General features: G+C 63.8%; 20 protein-coding genes. 4 read left to right on the top strand and 16 right to left on the bottom strand.

Annotated elements, in window-relative coordinates; genetic code table 11:
• Window positions 1-4: 4 nt before the first annotated feature.
• From ACQ4WL_RS03310 to ACQ4WL_RS03235, 16 genes are all read right to left on the bottom strand, one after another.
• Window positions 5-907 (bottom strand): alpha/beta hydrolase, encoded by a 903-nt coding sequence (locus ACQ4WL_RS03310; RefSeq protein ID WP_436508060.1) that lies wholly within the window; start codon window positions 905-907, stop codon window positions 5-7.
• A 26-nt stretch (window positions 908-933) separates the two neighbouring features.
• Entirely contained in the window at window positions 934-2,001 is a 1,068-nt protein-coding gene (locus tag ACQ4WL_RS03305) for a tetratricopeptide repeat protein (RefSeq protein ID WP_436508059.1), read from the bottom strand.
• Window positions 2,002-2,018: 17 nt separating this feature from the next.
• Window positions 2,019-2,924 carry an ExeA family protein gene (locus ACQ4WL_RS03300; RefSeq protein ID WP_436508058.1) on the bottom strand — a complete coding sequence of 302 codons (906 nt, stop codon included), beginning with the start codon at window positions 2,922-2,924 and terminating at the stop codon, window positions 2,019-2,021.
• Window positions 2,925-4,703 (bottom strand): pilus (MSHA type) biogenesis protein MshL, encoded by a 1,779-nt coding sequence (mshL, locus tag ACQ4WL_RS03295; RefSeq protein WP_436508349.1) that lies wholly within the window; start codon window positions 4,701-4,703, stop codon window positions 2,925-2,927.
• A 38-nt stretch (window positions 4,704-4,741) separates the two neighbouring features.
• Entirely contained in the window at window positions 4,742-5,143 is a 402-nt protein-coding gene (locus ACQ4WL_RS03290; RefSeq protein ID WP_436508057.1) for an MSHA biogenesis protein MshK, read from the bottom strand.
• Window positions 5,128-5,826, bottom strand: a complete 699-nt coding sequence (locus ACQ4WL_RS03285; RefSeq protein ID WP_436508056.1) for a type II secretion system protein M — start codon at window positions 5,824-5,826, stop codon at window positions 5,128-5,130. The genes ACQ4WL_RS03290 and ACQ4WL_RS03285 overlap by 16 nt, the downstream gene beginning before the upstream one ends.
• The gene (locus ACQ4WL_RS03280) at window positions 5,826-6,488 is read right to left on the bottom strand and encodes an MSHA biogenesis protein MshA (protein WP_436508055.1); all 663 of its coding nucleotides are present in this window, start codon (window positions 6,486-6,488) and stop codon (window positions 5,826-5,828) included. Before ACQ4WL_RS03280 ends, ACQ4WL_RS03285 begins: the two co-directional genes overlap by 1 nt.
• Window positions 6,485-7,444: an agglutinin biogenesis protein MshI gene (locus tag ACQ4WL_RS03275; protein ID WP_436508054.1), complete on the bottom strand. Its 960-nt coding sequence runs from the start codon at window positions 7,442-7,444 to the stop codon at window positions 6,485-6,487. Before ACQ4WL_RS03275 ends, ACQ4WL_RS03280 begins: the two co-directional genes overlap by 4 nt.
• A 131-nt stretch (window positions 7,445-7,575) precedes the next feature.
• On the bottom strand, window positions 7,576-8,019 hold the full coding sequence (locus ACQ4WL_RS03270) for an agglutinin biogenesis protein MshP (RefSeq protein ID WP_436508053.1): 444 nt from the start codon (window positions 8,017-8,019) through the stop codon (window positions 7,576-7,578).
• The gene (locus ACQ4WL_RS03265) at window positions 8,016-8,945 is read right to left on the bottom strand and encodes a PulJ/GspJ family protein (RefSeq protein ID WP_436508052.1); all 930 of its coding nucleotides are present in this window, start codon (window positions 8,943-8,945) and stop codon (window positions 8,016-8,018) included. Before ACQ4WL_RS03265 ends, ACQ4WL_RS03270 begins: the two co-directional genes overlap by 4 nt.
• Window positions 8,942-9,508 (bottom strand): type IV pilus modification PilV family protein, encoded by a 567-nt coding sequence (locus ACQ4WL_RS03260; protein WP_436508051.1) that lies wholly within the window; start codon window positions 9,506-9,508, stop codon window positions 8,942-8,944. Before ACQ4WL_RS03260 ends, ACQ4WL_RS03265 begins: the two co-directional genes overlap by 4 nt.
• Window positions 9,495-10,097, bottom strand: coding sequence for a pilus assembly FimT family protein (locus ACQ4WL_RS03255; RefSeq protein ID WP_436508050.1), 603 nt, complete (start codon window positions 10,095-10,097; stop codon window positions 9,495-9,497). The genes ACQ4WL_RS03260 and ACQ4WL_RS03255 overlap by 14 nt, the downstream gene beginning before the upstream one ends.
• Window positions 10,098-10,177: 80 nt before the next feature.
• Window positions 10,178-10,648: a type II secretion system protein gene (locus tag ACQ4WL_RS03250; protein WP_436508049.1), complete on the bottom strand. Its 471-nt coding sequence runs from the start codon at window positions 10,646-10,648 to the stop codon at window positions 10,178-10,180.
• 79 nt (window positions 10,649-10,727) lie between these two features.
• The gene (locus ACQ4WL_RS03245; protein WP_436508048.1) at window positions 10,728-11,234 is read right to left on the bottom strand and encodes a pilus assembly FimT family protein; all 507 of its coding nucleotides are present in this window, start codon (window positions 11,232-11,234) and stop codon (window positions 10,728-10,730) included.
• Window positions 11,234-12,469 (bottom strand): type II secretion system F family protein, encoded by a 1,236-nt coding sequence (locus tag ACQ4WL_RS03240; protein ID WP_436508047.1) that lies wholly within the window; start codon window positions 12,467-12,469, stop codon window positions 11,234-11,236. Before ACQ4WL_RS03240 ends, ACQ4WL_RS03245 begins: the two co-directional genes overlap by 1 nt.
• 1 nt (window position 12,470) lies before the next feature.
• Complete coding sequence (locus ACQ4WL_RS03235; protein WP_436508046.1) at window positions 12,471-14,174, bottom strand: GspE/PulE family protein; 1,704 nt, start codon at window positions 14,172-14,174, stop codon at window positions 12,471-12,473.
• Window positions 14,175-14,382: 208 nt separating this feature from the next.
• Here ACQ4WL_RS03235 and ACQ4WL_RS03230 point away from each other — a divergent pair, with 208 nt between their 5' ends.
• The 4 genes from ACQ4WL_RS03230 (at window position 14,383) to ACQ4WL_RS03215 (ending at window position 20,049) form a co-directional block, all read left to right on the top strand.
• Window positions 14,383-15,111: an ABC transporter ATP-binding protein gene (locus tag ACQ4WL_RS03230; RefSeq protein WP_436508045.1), complete on the top strand. Its 729-nt coding sequence runs from the start codon at window positions 14,383-14,385 to the stop codon at window positions 15,109-15,111.
• Window positions 15,108-16,580 carry an ExeA family protein gene (locus ACQ4WL_RS03225; protein ID WP_436508043.1) on the top strand — a complete coding sequence of 491 codons (1,473 nt, stop codon included), beginning with the start codon at window positions 15,108-15,110 and terminating at the stop codon, window positions 16,578-16,580. Before ACQ4WL_RS03230 ends, ACQ4WL_RS03225 begins: the two co-directional genes overlap by 4 nt.
• Before the next feature lie 107 nt (window positions 16,581-16,687).
• Window positions 16,688-18,640, top strand: coding sequence for a secretin GspD/PilQ domain-containing protein (locus tag ACQ4WL_RS03220; protein WP_436508041.1), 1,953 nt, complete (start codon window positions 16,688-16,690; stop codon window positions 18,638-18,640).
• A complete protein-coding gene (locus ACQ4WL_RS03215; protein ID WP_436508039.1) occupies window positions 18,637-20,049 on the top strand; it encodes a tetratricopeptide repeat protein in 1,413 nt (470 codons plus the stop codon). Before ACQ4WL_RS03220 ends, ACQ4WL_RS03215 begins: the two co-directional genes overlap by 4 nt.
• The last annotated feature ends 7 nt before the right edge of the window (window positions 20,050-20,056 follow it).

Below are 20,056 nucleotides of genomic sequence, written 5' to 3'. Positions count from 1 at the left end.
CCTTTCATTTTGCGGACGTCAAATACGCCCGCAATCCATGCGTCAGTACAAAAGGAAACACGCTCGCGTGATCTTCATCCTTGAAGACGCGCAAGCGCGTCTTCAAGCCGGGGTACTTGTGCGATTTCAACTTCCCGTCGAACTCGCGCACGTCCGCCAGCATGTCGGCCTCTTCTTCCGAACGCGAACGCTTCTTGCCCGCCGCCAGCTTTTCCAGGCCGCCGATGCCGAAGAACACGGACGCAGGCAAGTCCTTGTGGCTGGCGGCATATGCCTGCTCGCGGTCGAACATGACGCCAGCGTCGTACCACAGCGACGGACTTCCGAGGATGTAATGCTCGAAAGTGCGCGGTTCCGTCAGCAAAAATTGCAGGCCCAGCAGGCTGCCGTAGGAATGGCCAATAAAAACCTTGCGCTGCATGTTCACGCGGTAATGCTGCGCGATGAAGGGAAACACCTCGCCCGAGACGAACTGGCCATACGCCTTCGCTTCGCCGAACGCCGGTTGCCGCCCCGGCATGTCCGAACGGTAATCATGCTTGCGCGGCGTGGTGGGCGTGTAGTCGCGGCGGCGGCTGTATACCCCGCCATCGCCGTTGGCGTACGACAGGCCCACCACCACCACTTCCTCCATCCCAGCATGCTTGTTCAGGCGCTGCGCGATATTGCGCACGATGGCGAACGAATAATTGGCATCGACGACAAACAGCACCGGATAGCGCTTGCTGCCCTGCCGATAGGAATCGGGCAAGGCGACATACAGCTGGTAATCGCGTTCCAAGGCTTGCGCGCGGATGTCGCGCACTTCCGTATTCTCAAGAACGTAGCTGGCAGGGGCGCTGGCGGGCGCCGCACGTGCGCTGTTGGCAAGACAGCAAAGGACGATGAGCAGATGGAGCGGCTTCAAGCTGGTTTCTTTCATTGAGGTGAGCACTACTTCGCCGTCGCCGCAGTCAGCTGCACCAGCTTGCGCTCGACAAACGCCTGCAGCTGGGGCGACAGGGTTTGCAAGCCCTTGGCCCGCTCGAATGCCTGGCGCGCCTGGGCCGGATGGTTGTCGGCTTGCAAGGCAATGCCGAGGCCCATCCACCAGACGCTGTTGTCGGGTGCCGTCTGCAGGGCCTGCTGGTAGTGCTCGGACGCTTCGCGGTAGCGCTGCTCGCGCTGCAGCACGCCGGCCAGGAAGGCGTGGTACTCGCCGCTGTCGCTGGCGTACGGCAGGCTGCGCATGAGGGTATCGAGGGCGGCCGTGCCGCCGTTGGGCTTATCCAGCTGCAAACGGGCCAGCATCATCGCTTGCGCCGGCTGTTTCGGGTCCAGCGCCAGGCTCAGCTGCAGTTGGCGCGCTGCCTCGTCGGGGCGCTGCGCTTCGAGCAGCAGGCGCACCAGGGTTTCGCGCGCACCCTGGTGGCGCGGGTCCAGCTGCAAAGTTTGCTGCAAGGCCAGCATGGCGTCGGAGACGCGGCCATCCTGCAACTGGGTCAGCGCGCGCCGGTATGCATTCTCCACGCGCTGCTGCGCAGTGACTTGCTTGCCATCAATGATGCGCTCGCTGGCGGCCGTTGCCGGCGTCTTCACCACGACCACAGGGGCAGGCTTGACGGCTTGTCCCGTAATGCGGCGCATTTCGGCGGGCCGCGCCCGGGCTGATGCCGGGGTGGCTTCCTCGGCCTGGAACACGGGCTCGGGTTCCACCGCCACGACGGGCGCGGGCGCGGGGGCAACGGCGGCAGGCGCCGGGGCTGGGGCCGGGGCCGATACAGGAGCCAAAACAGGCGTACTGGCCACGCTGACCAGCACGGGCGGCACGGGCGGGCGCTTCCAGTACACCCAGCCCAGGGCGATGGCCGCCGCCGTCAGGCCGGCCGCGCCCCCGAAGACCAGCGCGCGCGAGACGCCCCGCTCGCGTTCGGGCACGGAGCGGATGCCGGCCGCGTCGCCGCGTCCATCGGGGGTGCCGCGCGCATCGAGGTCTTGCAACATCTTGTTAATCAGGCTCATCTACAGGCTCATCTTCGTCATCGGTTCAATAAAGTCCAGCTCACGGTGCAGGCGGCGGCCAGCACGCCGGCGCCGGCCAGCCACGGCCATGGCCGCTGCCAACAGCGGCGCGGCTTGCCGGCCAGGGTATCGCTGGCGGCCAGCGCCACGTGGCGCCCGCTGACCTGCTGGCGGCCTTCGCCATACGCCACCATCAGCGCCTTGTGCGCCATAATGTTGATCAGGCGGGGAATGCCGCCGGAAGCCTTGTACAGCTTGCTCACGCCGCCACGGCTGAACAGGCGCGCGCCATCGAAACCGGCCACGCGCAGGCGGTGCGCCACATAAAAATCCACGTCGTCGCGCGACAACGGTCCCAGGTGGTAGTGAAAGGTAATGCGCTGCGCCAGCTGGCGGATTTCCGGCAGGGCCAGCTTGACGTCCAGCTCGGGCTGGCCGAACAGCACGATTTGCAGCAGCTTGCGCTTTTCCGTTTCCAAGTTCGTCAGCAGGCGCAGCGCTTCCAGGCTGTCGACGGGAATCGCCTGCGCTTCATCCAGGCACAGCAGCACGCGCTTGCCTTGCGCCGCCAGGTTGAGCAAACGCAAGTTGAGGGACTTGAGCAGCTGATGCTGGTCAGCATCTTTCTCCAGCAACACATCGAGGTCATCGGCCAGGGCCAGGATCAGCGAACGGGGCGGCAAGTTCGGATTCGGGATGTAGGCCGTGACGAAGTCCGGCCCCAGCGACTGCATGAACTTGCGGCAAAGAAAAGTCTTGCCGGTGCCCACTTCGCCAGTGATCTTGATGAAGCCCTCGCCATTGCGCGCCGCCACCAGCAAGGTGTTGAGCGCCTTTTGCGATTGCGGGCCGTTGAAGAAGAAACTGGTATCGGGCGTGAGGCCGAACGGCGCCTCGCGCAAGCCGAAATGGGCCTGGTACATTTAGCGCCGCTCCGACGGACGGCGCGGGTCGAGCGCCTCGATGCGCTTGCCCGAATCGAGCAAGTCCTCGTTCCAGCTATTGGCGCCATCGACGATGGTGGGCTTGATCAGCACCACCAGCTCGCGCTTCTGGATCACCTGCCCCGTATTGCGGAACAGCGCGCCCAGCACGGGAATGTCGCCCGCGCCCGGCACTTGCGAGCGGTCCGCCGTGGTGGCCTGGCGCATCAGGCCGCCGATGGCGACGATGCGGCCATCCTGGCTGCGCACCATGCTGTCCATCTCGGAGGTGCTGGACGCGGCCAGCGGCAATTTCAGCGAACCGGCGCTGCCCAGGTCGATTTCCTTGCTAATGGTCGACACCTGGCTAACGGATGGGTGCACGTGCAGGATGATGTTGCCATCGGCATCGATCTGCGGCGTGACGTCCAGCACCACGCCGGAAAAGAACGGTTGCAAGGTCACGTTGGGGCTGGTCGTCGCGCCGCTGGCCGTCGTATTCGTGGTGGTCGATACGCCCGTCACGTAAAACTCGTCCGTGCCGATCTTCAGCACGGCCTTCTGGTTATTCATGGTGGCGATGCGCGGGCTCGACAGCACGTGCACGGAGCCCTGCGATTCCAGGAAGGAAATCATGGCGGCAAAATTGGCCGTCTGGAAAGCCAGGCCAAACATGGAACCGGCCGAGGTCGCCGCCGAACTGAGGCCAAAGCCGCTGCTGGCCGTCAAGCCGCTGCCATTCGTCATGTTGGGCGGCTGGCCGCCATTGAACGGCAGTGGCGCCAGGCTGCCGCCTGGCTGGATGAAGCCGGTCGAGATGCGGTTTGTGTGGCCGCTCTTGATCGAGGCGAACGAGGCCCAGTTGATGCCCGTCTGCGTATTGTCGTTGAGCTCGACTTCGAGGATTTTCGCTTCCAGGATCACCTGGCGGTCGACGGACAGCTGCGTGGCCTTCAAATACATGTCGACATTGCGCAACTCTTCCGGCATGGCGCGGATGACGATCACGCCCGACTGCGGGCTGAGCACCACTTGCCGGCCACCTTCGCTGCTGCCGACGATGGCTTCCAGCGCCGCCCTCAATTCCGGCCAGAAATCTGCCGTGGACGAGGTGGTCAGGTTGCTGCTGTCCAGGGTGCGGCCGCCCTGGCCGCCATTGGTTTGCTGGTTCTGCTCGTTATTGTTGCCCTGATTGTTATTTCCGCTATTGCCCGAGCCGCCCGAACTGGTCGAGCCCACCGAGCCCACCGAGGTGGACGAGACGCGCAGGTTGGAACTGCCCCTGCGCGCGCCGGTCAGGTAATTGACATGGAACAAGCGCGTCTGCATGGTCAGGGGCTTGATATAGATCTGCGTGCCCTCGACCTTGTAATCGTAGCCATACAGTTCGCGCACGGCATCGAGCGCCTGGAACAGGGTCACATCCTTCAGATTGGCGGAAATCGTGCCGCCGATGTCGGGGTGGACCAGCATGTTGTAGCGCGTGCCGACCACGATGGAGGTGAAAAACTGGCGCGCCGGCACATTATTGAAGGCCACGTTGAAGCGCTCGTCGAGCGCGGCGCGGGCCTTCGGCAATTGCTGGGCCAGGGTCGCCACGGGCGGCAGCAGCGCCGCTTCCACGGCGTCCGGCTGGGCCGCTGGCGCCGTAGTGGCCGCCGCGCCCTTGACGGCATCGGTGATCGCATTGTAGGTGTCGCGCTTGACGGGCGCGACATTGCAGCCGCCCAGGCCCAGGCTGACGCTGATGACAGCCGCCATCGTACTGATCTTGAACATGCTCGCCTTGTATTGATTGAGTTGCTTGGCCACTTCTTCTACTCCTGCTTGCGATCGGTCATGCGATCGGCCTTGTTGTCAGACTTATTGTCGGTCTTGCTGCTCGGGTACAGCTTGAAGGTTTCCAGTGATTTGCCACGCCGCAACAGCACTGCCGTGTCGTGGATCTCCGTCACCACGGCATCTCCCACCTTGCTGCCGACTCTCACCACCTGGCCATCGATGACGGCCAGGCGGCGTCCGCCCGGCTGAGTGGAAATGAGCACCGATTGCAGCTGCGGCCGGGCCGCAACGACGGGGGCAGCGCTGGCAGGCGCCCACAGTGCAGCAGGCGGGCGCGTCGGATCATCGAGCGCCTGCGCCTGCGCGCCCGGCCATGCCAGGCCCAGCATCAGGAAAGGCGCCAACAGCGCGCCCCAGGCGGTCAGAGTGCGATCCATGTGTCGTCCATGCTGAGGGTATGTAAGGTCAGGGTCAACGTGGCGCCCGGATAGCTGGCGGCGTCGAGGTGGGCGCCGCCCCAGAAGACGCGGGTCGGCATCGCTTGCAGCGCCTGCATGTATTGCACCATGTCGGCATAACTGCCTTGCAGCACCACTTCCACGCCATGCTGGTGCAGCAAGGGTGCCGGGACGGTCGCCTTGGCAACGTCGGCCTTGGCCGCCGCATCGCTGTTCGCGGCCTCCGCCTGGCGTGCGCCCACGGCGCTGGCGGGCAAGGTTTTCAGCGAGACCACGCGCAGTCCCGCGTGCCGGCGCAGCAGGTGATCGAGCAAGGTGACCATGCGTTCGGGCGCCACCAGGCCGTGCTGCTTCTCGCGCAGCGCCCGTGCCAGGGCAGCCGTATCCGCCTGCAAGGCCAGCAGGCGCCTGCGCGCTTCCTGGTCAGGATCGGCGGCATGGGCAAGCATGGTCAGCTCGATTTCCTTGTTCGTGGCAGTCAACAGGCTTTGCTTCTGCGCAATGCTCGCCTCCAGCGTAGCGCGTTTCGCCAACAGGGGACTAAAGCTCATGAAATAAAACACGAACACGATGGCGGCGGCACCGGCGCCAAACACCATCAGCCGCTCGCGCAGGCTGAGGGCGTCGAAGGCGGTGGCCCATTTTTTCAGCAAGGGCAGCATCAGCGTGTTCCTCCCGCAACAGGTTTAGGCGGCGTGACGGCGCGGTCGGCAGACTGCAGGCTGAACGCGATATACGGCAGGCCAGGCGCCTTGCCCTCGGCCGCGGCCGGCTGCTCGGGCTGGACGATGTCGAGGCTGGCGAATGTCTTGCCTTTGAGTACCTCTTGCTGACCCAGGCGCGTGATGTACGCGGGCAGCAGCGACGCGTGCAAGGCGCGGCCCTGCAAGCCGAAGTCATTGCCGGCACCGGCGATGTCCACGCCCGTCAGCCATACGCCCTCGACCCTGGCCTGTGCCAGTGCGCGGAAATAGCCGGCGTAGCCGAGTGTATTGCCCAGCTTGCCGCTGGCCAGCACGTTTGACGCATCCTGCAGCAATTGGCGCTGCGCCTCGACGGCCGCCAGTTCCTGTGCCAGCGCCGGATCTTTCTTGCGTGGAGGAAATTCGCGCAAGGTCTGGTCGCGCTTCGCCTCGCCTTGCGCCAGCGCCGCCTTGACGCCCGCTTCACGCTGTTCCAGGCCGGCCATTGCCTGATGGGCCAGCATGCCCAGGGCCAGCAAGAGCAGCGCCAGGCCGCCCAGGGCCAGGCTGGCCGTGCGCGCCGACATATGGTGTTTTTTCAGTTCAAACTGGGGATTGAACAGATTGATCTGCTGGCTCATGCGCCCTTCCCTTCGTGCTTGCCCGTGTGCAGGCCAACCTCGCGCAAGGCGGCGCCGATGGCCAGGAAGTAGCGCGCCTGCATGGCGGGATCACGCAGTTCGGCGGCCTGCGACAAGTCCAGCACCGTGGCCAGGTCCAGCTGCTCGACCGGCATGTACAGGTTGTCGGCCAGGTAGCCGTGCAAGCCATCGGCCGCGCCCGTCATCAGCATCAAGCGGGCCAGCGAAATGAAATGGAACTGGCGGTCGAAGTGATCGAACGAGCGCTGCAGTTCCAGGGTGACGCGGTCGTAGTACTGGCTGGCGTCGGGCGACTGCAATTGCGTCAGGGTCACGTCGATGCGCCGCGCCTGATACAGTTCGCCATTGAAACTCATGGTCAGCAAGCCGCCGTCGCCATCGAAAAACAGCACGGCGATGCCGCGTCCCGGCGTTTCCAGCAAGGTGGCGATATTGCGCTGCGCCATTTCAGGGATATCGATCACGGACAGGCCGATCTTGCATTCGGCGTACTGCGCCTGGCGGCGCGACACGGCGCTGTTGCGCGCGGCGACGGCAAACACGCTGCTGCCCCGCTGGGTGCCGTTCGGGTCGCCGGGAATATCGAACACGTCGATGGTGGCCTCGGCCAGGGGGAAGTCCAGCATGTCCTTCAAACGCCAGCCCACGGCCGTCTTGAGTTCCTCGCGCGGCACGGCTGGCGCTTCCAGCGACAGCAGCTGGTATTCGCCGCCGGCCAGCACGGTGGTGCAGTGGCGTGCTGCCGCTTGCAACTCCTTGCCCAATTTTTCCAGCACCTCGGCCGGTGCCGGCCGCGCTGCCGCCTGGTAGCTGGCGCCCAGCACGCGCGGCATGCCGTCGGCGGGACGTTCGACAACGACAGCGCTGACGCCTTCGCGGCCAAACGCCGTGGCCAGCCAGCCATCGTACTTCTTTGCTCTTGCGAATAAACCCATGCGAACTATCCAGTGTAAGTGCCTGCCCGATCAAGTCGCGCAGTGTATGCATCCTGCCAATTTTAATTCATGAAGCCAACTTTATTGTGTAAAAACAATAAATTAGCGATCTTTTTTGCACGCAGTTGACCTTACTGCGACAGCACGGCTTGCAGGCGGCGCTGGACATAGTCGGGGTTGTTCCCCGGGTTCGGACAGAGCGGTTCGGCCGCGGCCGGCTGGTTGCAAGCCGTGGCCGTGATGGTCTGGCTGGTCAGTGTGCCTGGTCCCGTGGTCGTGCTGCACTGCACGCTGACGGAAAAAGCAGACAGCGATGTGCCGGCCGGCAAGGCAAACGAGGTGGAGGGATCGCACTGTCCACCGATCAACTGACGGTACACGCCCCACTCGATACCGGCGCGCGCCGCTTGCTCGGCGCGCACGCCTTGCACGTCGAGTGCAGACTCAACCTGCTGCAGGGTAAACACATTCACCATCGCGGCGCCCAGCCCCGCCAGCACCACCAGCAGGAAAATCGCCGTGACCAGGCTGAAGCCGCGCATGTGGCGCGAGGGGAATATTCTGATGGCGCTCATGGTGTGTTAGTGACCTGTACCTGCTGCACCAGGCGCAGCGCTCCCGTATTGCTGTTTTCCGCGCCGAGGCTCAGCACGATGCTGAGCAAGCCGCGCGGCACGTTTTTCAGCACCTCATAAGTAAAGCAGCCTTCGGGCGGAGCTGCTTCCGCAGCTGGAACGCCAGACCTGCCGAGCGTGTTCTTCAGGATTTTTTGCGCCAGCAAGGCCTGCACGGGAGCAGTCGACAATGGCGCCGCCTCCGCATTGAGCGGCTGCGCCGCCTGGATGGCATAGCCGGAATAACGCGTCAGGGTACCGCTCTTCGGGTCGCAAACATAGCTGACAGGCGTCGTCACGACCTGGAAACGGTGCGATGGAGAAGGAAATTTTTGCGGCGACTGCGCGAGGAAGGGATTGCTCTTCAGGGTCACCACGACGCCACTGACAGCGGCGACCTGCGCCAGATTGCAGACGCCGGCGTTGACGGCACAGCCGTAGGCATCCGGCAAGTTATCGCCCATATTGTAGACGGCGATAAAGTCGCCGGGTACGATCGCTGGCGCGTTCCCCACGACGGTGAATTGGTTTGCATCGGCACCAGGAGCAACGGGATTGAAAGCCAGCACGGGTCCCAGACCTGGTGCGTCGTCCTCGGACAGGTAGCGGCCGCCGGATTTCGTCAGCAGCAGTTCCAGGTATTTCCCATCCGTGCTGACGCGCACGCTATTCGGCAAGGCAAGGCGCACATCGCGCGCGATGCGCCGCACGGCCGTATCGGCCAGGTCGGCCAGGTCGGCGCGCGCATTCGCATCGACATAACCTTGCACGGGCAGGCGGATGAACATGGCCACCATGCCGCCGATGATGCCGGTGATGACGATCACGATGATCATCTCCACCAGGGTAAAGCCGCGCGCGCGGCGCCGGGAAAAGGAAGTCTTCATGGGATGCTGTTCGGCGCGTAGCGCGTGCGGTAGCCGTCGAGCACGACCTGCTGCTTGTCGCCATACGCGACGCTGACCCGGATATGCAGCACATTGGGCGCCGTGATGCCGTTCAGCGCGACGGCATTCATGCTTACTGTCGCCGCATATTGGTTGGCAAGCGATGAAAACGGATTGCCGGCCACATCCGTGGTGTACGTGATGGCGCTACCGTCCGTTCCCACATAATCATTGACGTTATCGTAAGGCCGCTGCGTGGCGCCCCCCTGTATGCCAAACGCTTCCTTGGTGGCGCAAGCGGCCTCGCCAGTCGCCGTCTCGGCCGCCGGGTCATTCACTGTGCAAAAAGTGAAGCGCGCGCCCTCGATCTCGTCGAGCATGCCTTCGGCAATGGCCAGCGCCTGCTTGCGCAGCTGTGGATCGACGCTGTTGCGCGTCGTCAAGCTCATCACGCCAAGGATGCCCACCACCGCCACGCCCACGATGACGATGAAGAGCACCAGCTCGATCAGGGTCACGCCGGCCTGGGCGCGCGCGGAGGCAAGGCGCCTAGCGGTACACATAGCCGGTCTCCGGTGATACATTGATCGGGTATTGCTGCCCGCCACCCGCCACGGCCAGGGTCAGCACCTTGGAAAAATCGCCAGACACCGCGTAATACGGACGCCCCAGCGGGTCAAAGTAAAAACCGCTGGCGCCGCCCGGCAGTGTGACGGACGACGGCCATCCTTCGCACAGCCAGTTGCCCCATCCGCCACAGGCGGCCAGGGTGTCCTTGCTGCCGCTGTTGCTGCCGGCAGGCGGCACGGTGCGGCTGGCAGGGCTGTCGCAGGCAGGGGTGAAACACAGGGCCACGCTGTTGGTAGCGATGCGCACATACACGGGACGGTTTTGCGCCACCGCCAGCTTTTGTCCATAGCGCACGATACTCGCCACCTGATCGCTGGCACTGCGCGCATCAAAAGTGTCGCGCTGGAAAAATCGGTTGACGGCAAAGGTCGCCAGCAGGCCCGCGATCACCAGCATCGCCACCAGCTCGATCAAGGTGAAGCCGCGCGCAGCCGTACGCCGCAGGCAGCGTGGCGGCCCTGCGTGGTGATGCGGAAAGTCTGTCGGTGGCTGCTGCAATGGATGGCCCGTAAAAAAGCCCAACGGGCAAAGCCTGGGGTTGGGCTGGTGGTGCGCAAGGAAGGTCGGACGTGGCCGGGCTTTCCTTGCAGAGTGCTCAGATATTAATTGCAGGTCGTGGTGCTTGCTTCGACCGTAATCTTCGGAGCCTCACCTGCAGCAGCAGGAGCGACATAGGTGACGGTGCACTTCGTACGCGTTGCATCGGGCGTTACTATACCACCTGCAAACTTGTAATCAGGATCAGTCAAACCAGCCGCCACAATGATGGTATCGGTAGTCGGATAGCCATAAATACCTGCGACCTCTTTGCCTTCCATCTTCGCGGTAGTAACACCTTTATCATCGGCAACCGCGCCGCCGACCAGCCACTGCGCATGGTACAGCGCCGCACCCGCCTTGATGGCGCCAGCGGCCGCATTCATCTTGGCCACGCGCGCATCGGTCGACATGTCGATGAATTTAGGAATCGCCGTCGCGGCCAGGATACCCAGGATTACGATGACAACGATCAGTTCGATCAGGGTAAAACCTGCCTGGGCGCCGCTTTTCATACTACGTAAAGACTTGTTCATTCTTGCTTTCTCCAAAATCAAATAAAAAACTTCAAAACCAACACCATGAAACTGTCGCTGCACCGGACCAGGAAGCGCGTCACTTTGCTGCCGAGTCCGGCGATTTCCACACCACGATATCGGGTTCCTGGGCGAGCTTGTCAATATCGGCATCCGCACCTGGTAAGGTTACCTTAAATTTCACTGCATCAACCCCTGCACTGGGAAAAATATTGCCATTACTAAACAAATAGATAATTTTTTGTTCTTTTTTGTCGTACAACCAATTCCCCGTTGGTAATTTCGCAAGATCCGGCTGCGCAAACTCGCCCAGGTAGTTGGCCGGCTTGTCCTCCAGCCAGTCGAACGGGTTTTGCCCTGCCAGCGCCGGCAACTTGTCGCGCCGGTCGGCCAGGTACAAGTGCAGCACCTGCACGCGCAAACTGGTGCGCAAGACGCCGAGCATCTGCGCCACGGCCACCTGCTGCGCCTGCAGCTGGTAATCCCTGACGCGGTTCAGGAATACCGCCATCACGATGGCAAACACGCTCGCCACCACCGCCAGCTCGAACAGGGTGAAACCGTGCTGGCGAAACGGCTTTGCCATCAATGCAGGGCCGCCCGGCCCAGGTCCCAGATCGGCAGGAAGATGCCCAGCGCCAGCACCAGCACCATGGCGCCGAGGAAGACGATCAAAATCGGCTCGATCTGCGCCGACAGGGTCTTCAGTTCATAATCGACTTCGCGCTCGTACATGTCGGCGATCTCGTCCATCAGGTCGTCGAGCGAACCGGATTCCTCGCCCACGGCGATCATCTGCAGCACCACGGGCGTGAATACGCCGGCCGCGACCGACGTGCGCAAAATGCTCTCGCCCCGCTCGACGCCGTCGCGCATCTGCTCCACGCGCGCGCTCAGGTAAGTGTTATCGACCGTTTGCGACACCACCGTCAGCGCCTGCACGATGGGCACGCCGCTGGTGCTCGACAGGGCAAAACTGCGCGCGAAGCGGGCCATCGTGCCCTTCAGGATGATCTTGCCGGCAATCGGCAGGCGCAGCTTGGCCCGGTCCCACTTGTATAGTCCCTCTTTCGTGCGCAGCCAGGCGCGCCAGCCGAAAAAGCCACCCGCGCCCAGCAGCAGCAAAATAGGCCAGTAAGCGACCGTAAAACGCGAAGTGCCGATCAGGATGCGCGTCATCAGGGGCAGCTCTGCATGGAAACTGGCGAACACTTTCTCGAACTGGGGAATGACGAAGATATTCACCACCACCATGGCGGCCAGCATGGCAAAAACAACAAAAGTCGGGTAGCGCGTCGCCGTCTTCACGCGCGCGCGCATGTCGCGGTCGAATTCCAGGTGGTTGAACAGGCGCAAAAACACTTCATCGAGGCGCCCCGTCATTTCCCCCACGCGCACCATCGACAAATAAAACGGCGTGAAGATGGTGGGGTGGCGCGCCATGGCGGCCGACAGTTCGCGGCCCGCATCGAGCGACTCGCGCACATCCTTGATGATGCGCCCGAACGCGGGGCTGATGGCGGACTCCTGCAAGCCGGCCAGGCCGCGCATGATGGGCACGCCCGCTTTGAGCAGGGTGTACAGTTGGCGGCTGAACAGCTGCACATCCATGGGCGTGACTTTTTTCTCGGTCAGCTTGTCCCACCAGCTCAACTTGCTGGCGCCGGCCTTCGTCACCGTCTGCCTGGTGGCGCTGATATCGACGGGCGTATTGCCGCCCGCCATCAATTGATCGGCCACGGCGCCGCTGTCGGCGCCTTCCATCACGCCGGTCAGCAGTTCGCCACTGGCGCTGCGCGCCTTGTAAGAGAAAAACGGCACCTCAATCCTCGCTCTGGTTGCTGATGCGCATCGCTTCCATCACGGTCGTGCGGCCCTGTACCACCAACTGCACGGCGTGGCGGCGCAGGGTCTCACCCGCCATCTGCGCTATCGCCACCTTCATGAAGTGGGAAGGATCGGCATGGTTGGCGGCATCGGCCACGGCGTGCGTAATTTCCAGCAATTCGTACACGCCCGTGCGGCCCCGGTAACCCATGCCGTTGCAATGCGAGCAGCCCTTGCCATGGAAATACTGGTTGCGCTCGACCAGCTCGCCCAATTCCAGGCGCAGCCATTCGTATTCGTTGGGTGTGGGCACGTAGGGCGTGCTGCAGCTTTCGCAAATCACGCGCACCAGGCGTTGCGCCAGCACGGCTTGCAGCGAGCTGCCCACCATATAGCGGGGCACGCCCATGTCCATCAGGCGCAGCGGCGTGCTGATGGCGTCGTTCGTGTGCAGGGTCGACAGCACCAAGTGACCCGTCATGGCGGCGCGCAAGCCGATTTGCGCCGTTTCCTGGTCGCGCATCTCGCCGACGAGCACGATATCGGGATCTTGCCGCAGGGCCGAGCGCAGCACGCGGGCAAAATTCAGCTCGATCTTGTCGTTCACTTGCACCTGGTTAATACCAGGCAAGCGGTATTCGACCGGATCTTCCACCGTGATGAGCTTTTTTTCCACGGAATTGAGTTCGGACAAGGCGCAATACAGGGTCGTCGTCTTGCCGCTGCCGGTCGGCCCCGTCACCAGCACCAGGCCGTTCGGGCGGTTGACGATGGCGCGGAAGCGTTCCACCAGCTTGGGCGGCATGCCGATGGCGTCCAGGCGCAAGGTCGTGCCACCCTGGTTCAAGAGCCGCATCACCACCGATTCACCGTACTGCGTCGGCATGGTGGAGATACGCACGTCGATGCGCTGGTTTTTCACGCGGATGGCGAAGCGGCCATCCTGCGGCAAGCGCTTCTCGGAAATATCCAGGTCCGACATCAGTTTCAGGCGCAGCGCCAGCGAACTGGCGATCTTGCTGTCCGCTTCCGTCTGCAGGTGCAGCACGCCGTCGATGCGGAAACGGATCTGCAGCCGGCCTTCCTGCGGCTCGATGTGGATATCCGAGGCGCGCACCTGCGTGGCATCCTCGAACACCGATTGCAGCAACTTGACGATGGGCGCCTCTTCCAGGCCCGGATTGGCGGCCAGTGCGCCAAAGTCGACGGACACGTCGCCCAGGTCCTGCTCCAGCTCGCGCGTCAGGGTGGAGATATCTTCCGTGCGGCGGTAAATGCGGTCGATGGCGGCCAGCACTTCCGTTTCATTGACCACGGCCAGCTCGATCTGGCGCTTGACCAGGCGCGCGATTTCATCGTACGCGAACAGGTCGGTGGGGTCGGACATGCCGACCAGCAAGCCCTCGCGGCGGTCTTCCAGCACCAGCGCGCGGAAGCGCCGCGCCTGGGTTTCCGGCAGCAGCCGCACCAGTTCGGGATTGATGTTGAAAAACTTCAGATTGATGTAGGGAATGTCGAGCTGGCGCGCCAGCGCGCCCGAAATCTGCTCTTCCGTGACAAAGCCGTGCTCGACAAAAACGCGGCCCAGCTTGCGCCCCGAGCGCTTCTGTTCCGTCAAGGCCTGACCCAACTGTTCTTCCGTCAGCAATTTCTGCTGCACCAAAATTTCACCGAGCCGGACTTTCTCTGGCCTTGCCATGCTTGCTCCTCGACAAATTCTTCAAACGCTGCACGCCAGCGGCGCGCGCAGGTATTTTATTCCAGAACCTGTTGTTTCTTAAAGAAAATATATTCCCTGACTTGATTTTTGCGCATTTCAACACTCTGCAAGGAAACACTTGCCGCCCACCTGCGCCCGTGGCAATAATGGCGGTCGTAGGCCTTCTTGCCTGCCGACCATTGCCCCTATGAACGCTTACGCCATCGAGTTCCACAACGTGCATCTGCAGCTGGCGGACAGCGCCGTGCTGCGCGGCGTCGACCTGCAGGTACGCGCGGGGGAACTGTTCGGCTTGGTCGGCGTGAATGGCGCGGGCAAGACTTCCCTGCTGAAATGCCTGCTCGACTTTTGCACGCCCGAGCAGGGCGAGATCGCCATTTTCGGCCAGCCGCACCGGCACGGCGCGGCGCGCCAGCCCTTGTCCTTTCTGCCGGAACGTTTCCAGGCGCCCTACTACCTGACTGGCGACGACTTCCTGCGCTATCTGTCGCGTCTGCACAATGTGCGTCCCGATGCGCAAGCACTGCGGCAAGCCCTGGGCGCGCTGGACTTGGCGCCGGAGGCCTTGCTGCGCCCCGCGCGCGACTATTCGAAAGGCATGATGCAGAAACTGGGGCTGGCCGCCTGCTTGCTGTCGGGCAAGCAGCAACTGCTGCTGGACGAGCCGATGAGCGGACTCGACCCGAAGGCGCGCGCGCAGTTCAAGCAAGTGCTGCGGCAGGCGCGCGCGCAGGGCCGCGGCGCCCTGTTCACCTCACATGTGCTGGCCGACGTGGAAGAATTGTGCGACCGCATGGCCATCCTGCATGGGGGCCGCATCGTATTTACGGGCACGCCCGCCGAATGCCGCGCGCGCCATGGCGGTGTGGCGGGCGCCAGCCTGGAACAGGCTTTCCTCAATTGCATCGCGGCATGAACGCCGACACGCACACCACGCTCCAGGCGCCGTCAGAGCGGCCTTACGCACCGTCCCCGCACGGCATGTATCTGCGCCATTTCGGCTTGCGCACGGCGCCCTTCGGCATTACGCCGGACCCGGTGTTCTTTTACCCTGGCAATACGCGCGGTGAACTGCTCGCCGCACTGCTGTATGCCGTCACGCAAGGCGAAGGCATCATCAAGCTGACGGGCGAAGTGGGCAGCGGCAAGACCATGCTGTGCCGCATGCTGGCCGAATGCCTGCCGCCCCACGTCGACGTAGTGTACCTGCTCAATCCCCGCCTGGAGCCGGACGATGTCTTGCACGCCATCGCCGCCGAACTGGGCCTGGAACTGGACGGTTGCCGCGCCGATGCCGTGCTGCGCGCCCTACACGGCGAGCTGATCGCCCGGCATGCGGCCGGGCGCCAGGTGGTGCTGCTGGCCGAAGAAGCGCAAGCCATGCCGGGTGCCACCCTGGAAGCACTGCGCCTGCTGACGAATTTGGAAACGGCCAGCCACAAGCTGCTGCAAATCGTGCTGTTTGGCCAGCCGGAATTGCAGCATACCCTGGACTTGCCCCAGTTCCGCCAGTTAAAGGAGCGCATCACCCACAGTTTCACCGTGCCGTGCCTGCCGCAGGCATTGCTGAACGACTATCTGACGTGCCGCCTGGTGGCCGCCGGGCGCACGGCGCCGCTCGTTTTCACGCCGGCCGCACTGCACCAGCTGGCGCGCTCCGCGCAGGGCATCGTGCGCAGGGTCAATATCCTGGCCGACAAAGCCTTGCTGGCCGCGTATGCGGACGATGCGCAGCAAGTAAGCGCGCGCCATGTGCGCCTGGCCATTACCGACAGCCCCTTTTTCCGCGCGCCATGGCACGCAGGCAAGCTGCTGGCGGGCGCCTTGAGCGCGCTGATGCTGGTACTGGCCGCTGCGCTGCTGTGGCAATGGCTGGCAAGCAGCCAGGGCCGGACAGCGGCGAGGATGGCGCCGCCGTCCAGCCACCCGTCCAGCACTATCGCGCACGCCAATGCCCGTGCGGCAGCACCATCAACGCTGCTCAACAGCAAGCTGGCCGAATCGCGCGGCTGGCTGGCACAGCAAGGGCCGCAGCAACTGGTACTGCAGATTGCCAGCCTGCCTGCCAGCGAGACGGCCGCAGCAGAAACCTTTTTGCAGCAGGCGCAGCAAGCCATCGGCCTGCACGACGTCCACGTCTTTCGCCTGCCTGGCACAGCCCCCGCAAGCAGGCCAGCAGCTGCGTCGCCACCGCAGGCGCCCGCCGGCGCTGCCGCGCGCCTGGCCATCGTCTACGGCAGCTTTGCCGACCGGGCCAGCGCCGAAGCCGTTTGGGCCAGGATGGCCCCCGCATCGCCACAGAAAATATTGCTTAGCAGCATAGGCAGTATCCGCACGGAAATGAAAGCGGCGATCCCGGCACAACCGGTGCGTGGCGCACCCTAACTTTATTTCTACATATTGCGTCACGAGCCTGCACAGCCGATTGCTTTTAGGCGATCATGCTGGTTAAAATTACAAAAGCACAACACGACTCAAAGGGCGAACTTTTCATGAATCAACACCCTATTCCTGTGCTGGCCTCTTGGGTCGCCCTCGCCTGCAGCACCATGCTGGCCGGCTGCGCCACGCATCAAACGCCGCTGTCGCCTGCCCACCTCAATGCCGCGCCCCTGCCCGCCGGCGTCATTCCCGAACCGGTGCAGCAAAGCAGCGCGCTGGCCGCGCCCCTGCCCGCACCCAAAGTGGAAACCTACAGCGTCACCGTGCACAAGGTGCCCGTGCAATCGCTGCTGTTTGCGCTGGCGCGCGACGCCGGCATGAATATCGACATCCACCCGCAGATCGAGGGCAGCGTCACCCTGAATGCGTTGAACCAGACCCTGCCGCAGTTGCTGGCGCGTATCGGCAAGCAAGTCGACATGCGCTACGAAATCGACGGCAAGAACCTGACTGTGCTGCCCGACGCGCCCGTCTGGCGCAATTACAAGGTCGATTACGTCAACATGGCGCGCAGCACCAACAGCAGCGTGAATATCGCCACGCAAATCTCCACGGCGGGCGGCGGCTCGAACAACGCCAGCAATCCGGTCGGCAGTACGCAAGGCAGCAATGGCAACAACAATTCGACCACCCTGGTGGTGAATCGTTCGGAAAATAATTTCTGGTACAGCCTGGAAAAGAATATCCGCGACCTGCTGCGCGAGACCACGCTCAACGATGTGCAGGTGGACCCGCTGGCGCAGCTGAACCAGCAATTGACGAACGTGCCCGGTCAGCAGGGACAGCAGGGACAGCAGCAGAACCAGCCCGGCAATGTTCCCGCGACGGGTGCGGCGGGCCAGTTCGGCGCCCAGCCGCCGATGCAAAATGGCGGACAGAATAGCGGCCAGTATGCGCCGGGCCAGCAGGTGGCCGGCCAGAACGCGAACCCTGGCCAGCCCCTGGACGCGAACGGCATGCCGCTGTTAAAACTGGCCAACAAGGGCAGCCCGTCGTCCGTGGTCGTCAACGTGGAGGGTGGCCTGATCGCCGTGCGGGCCACGGGACGCCAGCACGAAAAGATCGCCGAATTCCTCGATGCGGTAGTGCACAGCGCCAAGCGGCAAGTGCTGATCGAGGCGACCATCATCGAAGTGCGCCTGAGCAATGAATACCAGCAAGGCATCAACTGGTCGCGCCTGACGGGCAGCCTGCAGCTGCGGCAGGGCCAAGTGGGCACGACGGTCCTGTCCAGCGGCGTCACGCCCAATATCACGCCGGGCATCTTCCTGCTCAATTATGCGAAAGACAGTTTTGCCACCACCATCCAGCTGCTCGAATCGTTCGGCAAGGTGAAAGTACTGTCCAGCCCGAAGATCAGCGTGCTCAACAATCAGACGGCCATGCTGAAGGTGGTGGACAACAATGTCTTCTTTACCATCAAGGTGACACCCGCCGTGATCAGCTCGACGGGCACCATCACCACGCCGGCCACGTATGAATCGAAACTGGAAACGGTGCCCGTGGGCTTCGTCATGAGCGTCACGCCGCAGATTTCCGACAGCGATGAAGTGACCTTGAACGTGCGCCCCACCATCACGCGCATCGTTGGCTACGTGCAAGACCCGAATCCGGCCCTGGCCACGGCGAATGTGCAAAGCCGCGTACCCGTGATCCAGGCGCGCGAGCTGGAATCGATCATGAAAGTGAGCAATGGCCAGATCGCCGTGATGGGCGGCCTGATGCAAGATTCCATCGACAATGCCAAGGATGGCGTGCCGGGCCTGTCCAGCCTGCCATTGGTGGGCAATTTGTTTACCTATCGAAATGAAGCGAGCAGCAAGACGGAGCTGGTGATCTTCATGCGCCCCGTGGTAGTCAAGGATGCCAGCGTCGATGGCGATTACCGCGATTACCGCTATCTGCTGCCCGGCCAGTCGCCGCTCAACACCCAGCCGTACACGGATGGCCCGTCGGCGACCGCCGTCCAGCCGCAGGCACGCCTGCAGGGAGACTTCCCATGAGCTTGCTGATGCAGGCGCTCAAGAAGGCCGAGCGCGCCAAACAGAACAGCCTTTCCGACGAGGAGCTGGAAAAGCCGTCGGAAGCCTACGACCAGGTACTGGAACTGGCACCGGCCGACGCCCTGCCGCCCCGTCCCGTGCCTGTCACGCCGGCTGCAGCGCCGCCCGTGCAGCCGGCCAGCACCTTGAGCCTGGAACCGCTGCCGGATACACCGGCGCCGCAGCCGGCGCCCACTGGCGCCCAGCCGGATTCACAGCCAGGTCTGCAGTCAGACCCGCAGCCAGGCCCGCCTCCCGAGCCGCCGCGCGCGCGCCCGGAACCGCCACCTGCCCGGCCACGCGCCAGCCGCAGCAATACGCCGCCAAAAGGCCCCAGGGGGCCCATCAGCGTCGACCCGACCACCGTGCGACTGGCCATCCTGCTGGCGATCCTGCTGCTTGTGGCCGGCTCCATGGGGTATTGGTACTGGCGCGCCAGCACCAGCCCCGGCGCGAGCGCCAACCTGCCCGGCGTGCCCATGCCGCTGACGGACGCCCCGGGCACGGTCGGTGGCGCCGGTCCCGTCGTGGTGGTGCCGGCAACGGGCACGGCGCAGCCAGACGCCCCGCCGTCCCCCGCGACGCCGCCGCCGGACATCGAGCGCGACGCGCGCCAGCAAGCGGGTGCGGCAGACCAGCAGGCGATGATACAAGCGGCGGCCCAGGCCGCTGTCGCGGCGCAACTGGCGCACATGGCGCCGCCCGCCCCGCCCAGCCTGCCGCCCGTGGCCGCGCCCGACAATAGCCAGATCCAGGTGCAGCGCAGCGTTGCCGCGCCGCAAATCAATCCCGGCGTGCAACAAGCCTACCAGGCCTTCAACGGGGGCCAGCTGGGACTTGCTCGTCAGCAATATGAAACGGTGCTGCGGCAAGATGCCAACAACCGCGACGCGCTGCTGGGCCTGGCAGCCGTGGCCCTGCGCGAACACCAGGGTGCGCAAGCGGCAGCGCTGTACATACGTTTGCTGGAAATCAACCCCGACGATGGCGAGGCGCTGGCCGGCCTGATCGGCCTGCGCCAGGGCGACGTGGCGCTGAGCGAGGCAAAGCTGAAAGCCATCCTGGCGCGTACCCCCGACAGCGCCCCCGTGTTGTTTGCGCTGGGCAATGTGTACGCCAAGCAGCGCCGCTGGAACGAAGCGCAGCAGCAATTTTTCCGCGCCTACGGCGCCGCGCCCGGCAATCCCGACTATGCCTTCAACCTGGCCGTGGGCCTGGACCGGCTGAACCAGCCCAGGCTGGCCGCCACGTATTACCAGCGCGCATTGACCCTGGCGCAAGCCACGCCCGCCGCCTTCGACCAGGCCGTGGTACAAACGCGCTTGCGCGAACTGACCGACCCGGCCACTCCTCCCTCCCGTCAGGAATAAGCACTAC

This window comes from Janthinobacterium kochi, assembly GCF_051380715.1.
Taxonomy (GTDB): Bacteria; Pseudomonadota; Gammaproteobacteria; order Burkholderiales; family Burkholderiaceae_D; genus Janthinobacterium.
Note: the sequence above shows the minus strand (reverse complement) of the source record. Positions and strands in the feature narration are given on the sequence as shown.

Bases quoted from the DNA above. Each gene is read 5' to 3' on its own strand.
- ACQ4WL_RS03220 (WP_436508041.1), top strand. From the start codon at position 16,688: ATGAATCAACACCCTATTCCTGTGCTGGCCTCTTGGGTCGCCCTCGCC.
- ACQ4WL_RS03290 (WP_436508057.1), bottom strand. From the start codon at position 5,143: ATGGATCGCACTCTGACCGCCTGGGGCGCGCTGTTGGCGCCTTTCCTG.
- ACQ4WL_RS03275 (WP_436508054.1), bottom strand. From the start codon at position 7,444: ATGGGTTTATTCGCAAGAGCAAAGAAGTACGATGGCTGGCTGGCCACG.
- ACQ4WL_RS03305 (WP_436508059.1), bottom strand. From the start codon at position 2,001: ATGAGCCTGATTAACAAGATGTTGCAAGACCTCGATGCGCGCGGCACC.
- ACQ4WL_RS03250 (WP_436508049.1), bottom strand. From the start codon at position 10,648: ATGAACAAGTCTTTACGTAGTATGAAAAGCGGCGCCCAGGCAGGTTTT.
- ACQ4WL_RS03245 (WP_436508048.1), bottom strand. From the start codon at position 11,234: ATGGCAAAGCCGTTTCGCCAGCACGGTTTCACCCTGTTCGAGCTGGCG.
- ACQ4WL_RS03225 (WP_436508043.1), top strand. From the start codon at position 15,108: ATGAACGCCGACACGCACACCACGCTCCAGGCGCCGTCAGAGCGGCCT.
- ACQ4WL_RS03235 (WP_436508046.1), bottom strand. From the start codon at position 14,174: ATGGCAAGGCCAGAGAAAGTCCGGCTCGGTGAAATTTTGGTGCAGCAG.
- mshL (WP_436508349.1), bottom strand. From the start codon at position 4,703: ATGTTCAAGATCAGTACGATGGCGGCTGTCATCAGCGTCAGCCTGGGC.
- ACQ4WL_RS03280 (WP_436508055.1), bottom strand. From the start codon at position 6,488: ATGAGCCAGCAGATCAATCTGTTCAATCCCCAGTTTGAACTGAAAAAA.
- ACQ4WL_RS03285 (WP_436508056.1), bottom strand. From the start codon at position 5,826: ATGCTGCCCTTGCTGAAAAAATGGGCCACCGCCTTCGACGCCCTCAGC.
- ACQ4WL_RS03260 (WP_436508051.1), bottom strand. From the start codon at position 9,508: ATGTGTACCGCTAGGCGCCTTGCCTCCGCGCGCGCCCAGGCCGGCGTG.
- ACQ4WL_RS03270 (WP_436508053.1), bottom strand. From the start codon at position 8,019: ATGAGCGCCATCAGAATATTCCCCTCGCGCCACATGCGCGGCTTCAGC.
- ACQ4WL_RS03300 (WP_436508058.1), bottom strand. From the start codon at position 2,924: ATGTACCAGGCCCATTTCGGCTTGCGCGAGGCGCCGTTCGGCCTCACG.
- ACQ4WL_RS03265 (WP_436508052.1), bottom strand. From the start codon at position 8,945: ATGAAGACTTCCTTTTCCCGGCGCCGCGCGCGCGGCTTTACCCTGGTG.
- ACQ4WL_RS03230 (WP_436508045.1), top strand. From the start codon at position 14,383: ATGAACGCTTACGCCATCGAGTTCCACAACGTGCATCTGCAGCTGGCG.
- ACQ4WL_RS03215 (WP_436508039.1), top strand. From the start codon at position 18,637: ATGAGCTTGCTGATGCAGGCGCTCAAGAAGGCCGAGCGCGCCAAACAG.